Annotated in this window: 6 protein-coding genes and 1 pseudogene; 3 read left to right on the forward strand and 4 right to left on the reverse strand. The window is 68.6% G+C overall.

The window, feature by feature from the left end; all coding sequences use genetic code 11:
- Together ON39_RS47025 and mce are read right to left on the reverse strand one after the other, a co-directional pair.
- Positions 1-208 (reverse strand): annotated as a pseudogene (locus ON39_RS47025) (hypothetical protein); the annotation flags it as partial.
- A gap of 86 nt (positions 209-294) precedes the next feature.
- Entirely contained in the window at positions 295-756 is a 462-nt protein-coding gene (gene mce / locus ON39_RS06875; protein ID WP_040732381.1) for a methylmalonyl-CoA epimerase, read from the reverse strand.
- Between the two features lie 106 nt (positions 757-862).
- Between mce and ON39_RS06880 the strand changes: the two genes are divergently transcribed.
- From ON39_RS06880 to ON39_RS06890, 3 genes are all read left to right on the forward strand, one after another.
- On the forward strand, positions 863-2044 hold the full coding sequence (locus ON39_RS06880; RefSeq protein WP_040732382.1) for an acetyl-CoA C-acetyltransferase: 1182 nt from the start codon (positions 863-865) through the stop codon (positions 2042-2044).
- Between the two features lie 169 nt (positions 2045-2213).
- Positions 2214-2591 carry a DUF3817 domain-containing protein gene (locus tag ON39_RS06885; protein WP_040732383.1) on the forward strand — a complete coding sequence of 126 codons (378 nt, stop codon included), beginning with the start codon at positions 2214-2216 and terminating at the stop codon, positions 2589-2591.
- Positions 2592-2652: 61 nt separating this feature from the next.
- Entirely contained in the window at positions 2653-3504 is an 852-nt protein-coding gene (locus ON39_RS06890) for a tetratricopeptide repeat protein (RefSeq protein WP_040732384.1), read from the forward strand.
- 21 nt (positions 3505-3525) lie between these two features.
- On the opposite strand, the gene glgB is transcribed toward ON39_RS06890, so the two are convergent.
- Both glgB and ON39_RS06900 read right to left on the reverse strand, forming a co-directional pair.
- A complete protein-coding gene (gene glgB / locus ON39_RS06895; RefSeq protein WP_051186368.1) occupies positions 3526-5661 on the reverse strand; it encodes a 1,4-alpha-glucan branching protein GlgB in 2136 nt (711 codons plus the stop codon).
- Between the two features lie 14 nt (positions 5662-5675).
- Positions 5676-7443, reverse strand: a 1768-nt coding sequence (locus ON39_RS06900) for an alpha-1,4-glucan--maltose-1-phosphate maltosyltransferase (RefSeq protein ID WP_040732386.1), incomplete at its 5' end; no start/stop codon positions are given.

The raw sequence follows: 7443 nt of genomic DNA on the forward strand, positions 1-7443 counted from the left end.
CTCGTCGAGTCTCGTCACGCGCGTCCTCGAGCTGGCTCGCGAGGTTACGGGCTTGTGCCGCAGCAGCATCCCGGTCGGTAGCGGTGACCCTTAGTTCGGCGTCGAAGCGGTCGAAGTAGTTGCGTACCTCGTCTTGCGCATAACCCTTGCGCACAACGGTGAAGGGCAGTGCAACGAAGCGATTGCGATCGGACTCAGGTGACGACATGGCACACAAACTACAGCCTACAGAGACCTGATGGTGACTCGACCGCGAATGTGATTCCGAAGAGTTTTCCGGGCCCGATCTTGATACTAGTGCGTAACATTCGCGTTCGGCTCGACCAACTCGATCAGCACACCGCCAGCATCCTTGGGATGGATGAAGTTGATGCGAGAATCCGCTGTTCCAGGCCTCGGCGCCTCGTACAGCAAACGCAGACCGCGGGCGCGCAGGTGCGCGGAGACCGCGTCGATGTCGGTGACGCGGTAGGCCAGTTGCTGCAGGCCCGGCCCGTTACGGTCGATGAACTTGGCGATGGTCGACTCGTCGTTGAGCGGAGCCAGCAACTGCAGGGCAGTCCCGCGGTCGGGGGCGGCGGGCAGTGACAGCATCGCCTCGTGCACACCCTGTGCGTCGTTGACCTCGCGGTGGGTCTCGACCATGCCGAGGTTCTCTGCGTACCAGGTCACGGCCGCATCCAGGTCGGGTACGGCGACACCGACGTGATCGACGGCGACGACGTAGTCCGCGGGGATGAAATCGGACGAATCCATAACGTTGCTCACTATTCGAAGGTAGCTGTTACCTGCGTACCGGCGACGGGGGCACAGCGGTTACCGTGGAGTACGGATTCCTGCGATACAAGAAGTGAGGCTTGTCGTGACTTCATCCGTGATCGTCTCCGGCGCACGTACCCCGGTCGGTCGCCTGCTCGGCGGACTCAAGGACTTCAGCGGTTCCGACCTGGGCGGCTTCGCCATCAAGGCCGCACTGGAACGGGGCGGCGTGGCGCCGGACCAGGTCGACTACGTGATCATGGGGCAGGTGCTGACGGCGGGCGCGGGCCAGATTCCGGCCAGGCAGGCGGCCGTGGCGGCGGGCATTCCGATGGACGTGCCCGCGCTGACCGTCAACAAGGTCTGCCTGTCCGGCATCAACGCGATCGCGCTGGCGGATCAGCTGATTCGGGCCGGCGAGTACGAGATCGTCGTCGCGGGCGGCCAGGAGTCGATGAGCCAGGCCCCGCACCTGCTCGAGAAGAGCCGCGAGGGATTCAAGTACGGCGACGTCACGCTGCGCGACCACATGGCCTACGACGGCCTGCACGACATCTTCACCGACCAGCCGATGGGCGCGCTCACCGAGCAGCGCAACGACACCCAGCCGGTGAGCCGGGAGGACCAGGACGCGTTCGCCGCGGCCTCGCATCAGCGGGCGGCCGAGGGCTGGAAGAACGGCGTGTTCGACGACGAGGTCGTCCCGGTGACGGTGCCGCAGCGCAAGGGTGACCCGCTGGTGGTCGCCGCCGACGAGGGCATCCGCGCCGACACGACCGTGGAGTCGCTGGCCAAGCTGCGCCCCGCGTTCCGCAAGGACGGCACGATCACCGCGGGCACCGCCTCGCAGATCTCCGACGGCGCGGCCGCGGTCGTGGTGATGAGCAAGGCCAAGGCCGAACAGCTCGGGCTGAGCTGGATCGCCGAGATCGGCGCGGCGGGCGTGGTCGCGGGCCCGGACTCCTCGCTGCAGGATCAGCCGGCCAACGCCATCGCGAAGGCCTGTGCGCGCGAGGGCATTTCGCCCGCCGACCTGGATCTGGTGGAGATCAACGAGGCGTTCGCGGCGGTCGGCGTCGCGTCGACCCGCAAGCTCGGCATCGATCCGGCGAAGGTGAACGTCAACGGTGGCGCGATCGCGATCGGGCACCCGCTCGGCATGTCCGGCGCGCGCATCCTGCTGCACCTGGTGCTGGAGCTGAAGCGCCGCGGCGGTGGCGTGGGCGCGGCCGCGCTGTGTGGTGGCGGTGGGCAGGGCGACGCGCTGATCGTTCGCGTCCCGTAGGCCACGTTTCTCGCCACAGTCCCCACGATCACGGTCGTGGGGACTGTGACGTTTCAGTCCGAAAAACGCGCCCTGCTAGGGGTTTTGGCGAACAGAACAAGAAGCCGACAAACCGGACGAGTTCGGTGTGACTCGTCCCACTACGATGCGTCGTAGTGCATCCGGCACAATGGTGCGCATGGGCAATGTCTTCGACCTCGGCACCGTCGCCAAGCGTTTCCGTTTCATCGCGGTGCTCGAGGCGATCTCCTGGGTCTTCCTGATCGTCGGCATGGTGTTCAAGCGGCTCCCCGACCCGGTGCTGTGGCCGGTCAAGGTGTTCGGCATGACGCACGGCATCATCTTCGTGCTCTTCGTGATCGCCACCGTCATGGCCGCGCGTGAACTGGGTTGGAACGCCAAGACCACGGTGCTCGCGCTGCTGTCCAGCATCCCGCCGTTCTTCACCGTCCTGTTCGAGATCTGGGCGGTGCGCGCGGGCAAGCTGGGTGAGCTGAGCAACGCGACTTCTGCCGAGTCCGGAGCCCCGGCCGCCGCCACCTCGTGACAAACTGGAAACCGTGACTCGACCTGCCGCACGCCGTCCTTCGCCAGCCGCTGTCGCCGCCATGTCCGGGGCAGTCGACCTCTCCGGTCTGAAGCAACCGCCCGCCGGTGCGCCCGGTGCGGCCGGCGGCGGCGATTACGCGGTGAACGAGGCGAACTTCGAGACGAAGGTGCTACGCCGCTCGGTCCAGGTGCCGGTGGTCGTCGCGCTGTACTCGCAGCGCAGCCCGGGCAGCGTCGAACTGGTTCGCACGCTCGAGCGCCTGGTCGGCGAAAGCGGCGGCGCCTGGGATCTGGCCACCGTCGAGGCCGAGACCAACATGCGGATCGCGCAGGCCTTCGGGGTGCAGGGCATCCCGACAGTCATCGCGGTCGCGGGCGGCCAGCCGCTCGCCGACTTCCAGGGCGCGCAGCCGGAGGCGCAGGTCCGCCAGTGGCTGAGCGCGGTCGTCGACGCGGTGGCGGGCAAGCTGCCCGGCGGTGAGCAGCCGCAGGAGGCGCCGGAGGATCCCCGTTTCGTCGCGGCGGAGACGGCGCTCGAACAGGGTGACCTGGCCGGCGCCGAGGCCGCCTACGAGGCGATCATCGCCGCGGAGCCGGGCAACGAGGAGGCCAAGGGCGCGCTGCGTCAGCTGCGTTTCCTCGCTCGCGCCCAGGGGGTGCCGCAGTCGGCGATCGCGACCGCCGACGCCGACCCGAGCAATGTGGACGCCGCGCTCGACGCCGCTGATGTGGAGATGCTCAACCAGCAGCCGGAGGCCGCGTTCGACCGTCTGATCGGGGCGGTCAAGCGGTCCGCGGGCGACGAACGCACCAAGGCCCGTACCCGCTTGCTCGAGCTCTTCGAGCTGTTCGATCAGGCCGAGCCGTTCGTGGTCGCCGCGCGGCGCAAGCTCGCCGCCGCGCTGTACTGAGCGTTCCGCTGTACGCCCCGCCTAGCTCGGCGCCAACCAGACGGCGCTGTTCGGCGCCATGGCGATGGTGGCGGAGGCCGGGCGGCCATGCCAGCCTTCGTCAGTGGCCTTGACAGCGCCGAGGTTTCCGATGCCGGAGCCGCCGTACTCGGCGGCGTCGGTGTTCAAGATCTCGGTCCACTGTCCGGCGAAGGGCAAGCCGACGCGGTACTCCCCGTGCACCGAGCCGGAGAAGTTGTACACGCACGCGACCACGGACCCGTCCGATCCATAGCGCAGGAACGCGAGCACGTTGTTCGCCTGGTCGTCCGCCTCGATCCACGAGTAGCCGCCGGGCGTGGTGTCCTGACTCCACAGCGCGGGCCGGGCGCGATAGACGGCGTTGAGATCGCGCACGGTGGTCGTGATCCCTTGGTGCAGTGGGTTTTCCAGCTCCTGCCAGTCCAGGCCCCGGTCGTGTGACCACTCGCGGAACTGGCCGAAATCCTGACCCATGAACAGCAGTTGCTTGCCGGGGTGGCCCCACATGTAGGCCAGCAGGGCGCGCACGCCGGCGGCCTTGGCGAAGTCGTCGCCGGGCATCCTGGTCCACAGCGTGCCCTTACCATGCACCACCTCGTCGTGGCTGATCGGCAGCACGAAGTTCTCGCTCCACGCGTACACCGCCGAGAAGGTGATCTCGTTGTGGTGCCAGGAACGGTGGATCGGGTCGCGCTGCAGGAAGCCGAGCGTGTCGTGCATCCAGCCCATGTTCCACTTCATGGTGAAGCCGAGGCCGCCGACGTCGGTGCCGCGGGTGACGCCGGGCCAGCTGGTGGACTCCTCGGCGATGGTGACCACGCCGGGGTGGTGGCGGTGCACGGTGTTGTTGAGGTCTTGCAGGAAGTCCACGGCCTCCAGGTTTTCCCGGCCGCCGTACACGTTCGGCTCCCAACCGCCTTCCGGCCGTGAGTAATCCAGGTACAGCATGGAGGCGACGGCGTCGACGCGCAGGCCGTCGATGTGGAACTCCTCGATCCAGTAGCGCGCGTTGGCGACGAGGAAGTTGCGCACCTCGTGCCGGCCGAAGTCGAAAACGTAGGTGCCCCAGTCGAGTTGCTCGCCGCGGCGGGGGTCGGCGTGCTCGTAGAGCGGGGTGCCGTCGAAGCGGGCCAGCGCCCACTCGTCGCGCGGGAAGTGGGCGGGGACCCAGTCCAGCAGCACGCCGATGCCGGCCCGGTGCAGCCGATCGACGAAGGCGCGGAAGTCGTCCGGGGAGCCGAAGCGGGCGGTGGGGGCGTAGTACGAGGTGACCTGATAGCCCCAGGAACCGCCGAAGGGATGCTCGGCGATGGGCAGCAGCTCGATGTGGGTGTAGCCGGCGGCCCGCACGTAATCGGCGAGCTGGTCGGCCAATTCGCGGTAGCCCAGGCCGGGGCGCCACGACCCGAGGTGGACCTCGTACACGCTCATCGGCGCCTGGGTGGGGTCGGTCTTCGTGCGGCCGTCGAGCCAAACATGGTCGCCCCAAACGTAATCGCTCTCGGTCACCACGGACGCGGTGGCGGGCGGCACCTCGGTGGCGAACGCCATCGGGTCGGCGTGGTCGACCGTGCGCCCGTCGGCGCCGTGCACGCGGAACTTGTACTTGGTGCCGGGTCCGACGCCGGGCACGAAAACCTCCCAGATACCGGAGGATCCGAGCGCGCGCATCGGCGCGGTGTGCCCGCCCCACTCGTCGAAATCGCCGAACACGGTGACGCCGCGCGCATTCGGCGCCCACACGGCGAACGAGGTGCCGTGCACGTCGCCGTCGAGGGTGGTGTAGCGGCGCGGGTGCGCGCCGAGCACCTCCCAGAGTCGTTCGTGGCGACCCTCGCCGATCAGGTGCAGGTCCAGTTCGCCGACCGTCGGCAGGAAGCGGTAGCCATCGGCGGAGACGATGGTCTGGCCACCCGGATAGGTGGTGCGGATGCGGTAGTCCAGCACGTCGGGGTAGGGGAGCACCGCGGAGAAGACGCCGTGCCCCAACGACTTCAGCGGATGGTCGGCCGTGCCGACCCGGACGGTCACCGTCTCCGCGTGCGGGCGCAGCACGCTGATCTGCGTGCCGTCCGGGTGCGGGTGCGCGCCGAGCACGGTGTGCGGGTCTGCATGGGTACCCGCGGCCAACAGCATCAGATCCCGGCGTTTCACAGCGTGCTCCGGTAGGCGAGTTCGGTGCGGGCCTGCTGCGCGACCGGCGGCAGGGTGAGGATGTGCGCGACCGCGTTCGCCGGGTCGAGCCGTACGTAATTCGTTTGGGCCCAGTGGTATTCCTCGCCGCTGACCTCGTCGTATACCACCGGGTGATCGTGCCATTCGCGGCCGATGGCGGGCAGGTCCAGCGAGACCATGCCCCATTCGGCGCCGAACGGGTTCAGGTTGATCACGACGAGCACCGCGTCGCCGGTGGTCGGGTCGATCTTCGAGTAGGCGATCAGCGCGTCGTTGTCGACGTGATGAAAGTGGATGCAGCGCAACTGTTGCAGGGCGGGGTGCGCGCGGCGGATCTCGTTGAGCCGGGTGATCCACGGCTCCAACGACTCTCCGCGCGCCAGCGCCTCGGCGAACGGGCGCGGGCGCAGCTCGTACTTCTCCGAGTCCAGGTACTCCTCGCTGCCCGGTCGCACCGCCTGATGTTCGAACAGCTCGAAGCCGGAGTACACGCCCCAGCTCGGCGCGAGGGTCGCGGCGAGCGCCGCGCGGATGGCGAACATGCCCGGGCCGCCGTGCTGGAGGCTCTCGTGCAGGATGTCGGGGGTGTTGACGAACAGGTTCGGCCTGGCCTCGTCCGCCTTGGCCGCCAGCTCCTCGCCGAACTGGGTCAGTTCCCACTTCGCCACGCGCCAGGTGAAATACGTGTAGGACTGGCTGAAACCGCGACGCGCGAGCCCGTAGAGCCGGGCCGGGCGGGTGAACGCCTCGGACAGGAAGATCACGTCCGGATCGGTGCGGCGCACCGTGGCGATCAGCCACTCCCAGAAGTCGGCCGGCTTGGTGTGCGGGTTGTCGACCCGGAACACCTTGACGCCCAACGCGATCCAGTGCCGGACCACGCGCAGCACCTCGGCGTAGAGGCCGTCGGGGTCGTTGTCGAAGTTGACCGGGTAGATGTCCTGGTACTTCTTCGGCGGATTCTCGGCGAAGGCGATGGTGCCGTCGGGCAGGGTGGTGAACCACTCCGGGTGCGCGGCGACCCACGGATGATCCGGCGCGCACTGCAGCGCCAGGTCGAGTGCCACCTCGAGGCCGAGTTCCGCTGCCCCGGCGACGAATTCGGCGAAGTCGTCGACGCTTCCGAGCAGCGGGTGCACGGCGTCGTGGCCGCCGTCCTTCGATCCGATCGCCCACGGCGACCCGACGTCACCGGGCTCGGCGACCAGGGTGTTGTTGCGGCCCTTGCGATTCACCTCGCCGATCGGGTGGATCGGCGGCAGATAGACCACGTCGAAGCCCATGGCGGCGATGCGCGGCAGTTCCTTCGCGGCGGTGGCGAAGTTGCCGTGAATCGGCTTGCCCGCCTCGTCCCGGCCGCCGGTGGAGCGCGGAAAGAACTCGTACCAGGAGCCGTACAGCGCGCGCTGCCGCTCCACCTGCACGGTGTGCTGCGGGCCGCGAGTCACCATGTCGCGCAATGGAGTCGCACGCAGGATCTCGGCGATCTCCTCGGCGAAGGCCGGCGCCACCCGCGCGGGCAGCTGCTCGTCGCCGCGCAGCGCGGCGGCTGCGGCGCGCAGGCGTTCGAACTGTTTCTTCGGGACCGCCTGTGCCGCCCGGTCGAATAGTCGGGCGCCGATCTCGAGGTCGTTGTCGAGGTCGGCGGCGGTCTGGCCGACCGCGAGCTTCGCCTCCACCGCGGAGCGCCAGGTCGCTATGGGGTCGCTCCAGCCCTCGACGCGGTAGGTCCACGCGCCGGGC

This window comes from Nocardia tenerifensis NBRC 101015 (assembly GCF_000308715.1).
GTDB classification, from domain to species: Bacteria; Actinomycetota; Actinomycetes; order Mycobacteriales; family Mycobacteriaceae; genus Nocardia; species Nocardia tenerifensis.